The organism is Pseudoalteromonas fuliginea (assembly GCF_000690055.1).
GTDB lineage: Bacteria > Pseudomonadota > Gammaproteobacteria > Enterobacterales > Alteromonadaceae > Pseudoalteromonas > Pseudoalteromonas fuliginea.
In genome coordinates, this window is record NZ_JJNZ01000136.1 from 1 (window position 1) to 388 (window position 388).

1 protein-coding gene is annotated in these 388 nt (G+C 38.4%); it reads left to right on the top strand.

Going from position 1 to position 388, the window contains the following annotated elements:
* Nucleotides 1-364: transposase (locus DC53_RS0120865; protein ID WP_033032349.1), on the top strand; the 364-nt coding region annotated here is incomplete at its 5' end.
* Nucleotides 365-388 lie beyond the last annotated feature (24 nt).

The following is a 388-nucleotide window of genomic DNA, read 5'->3' on the forward strand; positions in this document are numbered from 1 at the left end:
AATACGCATGGTCTGTCATATGGAATTGACCAGCCATCAACTGCTCTGTAGCGAGTTTGATAACTATAAAACCAACGAGATGAAATTAGCTGAGCGTTTAATTGAACGTACACCAGATAATTCACTGACTATATTTGATAAAGGATATTATTCTTTAGGCCTGTTAAACCGTTGGCACCAAACTGGGAAGATGAGGCACTGGCTGATACCAGCAAGGCCCGACTTACAGTATGAAATCATTTCCAGCGCGGGTAAAAATGACCATGTCATTGAATTTAAAACAATAAAGGGTAATCCCCCCCCAAAAATAATAGATGCCAAACGTAGAGTTTTCTCTTATTGTAAACACAGGAGAAAATTATGAAAAAAGCACATTTTACAGACAGAC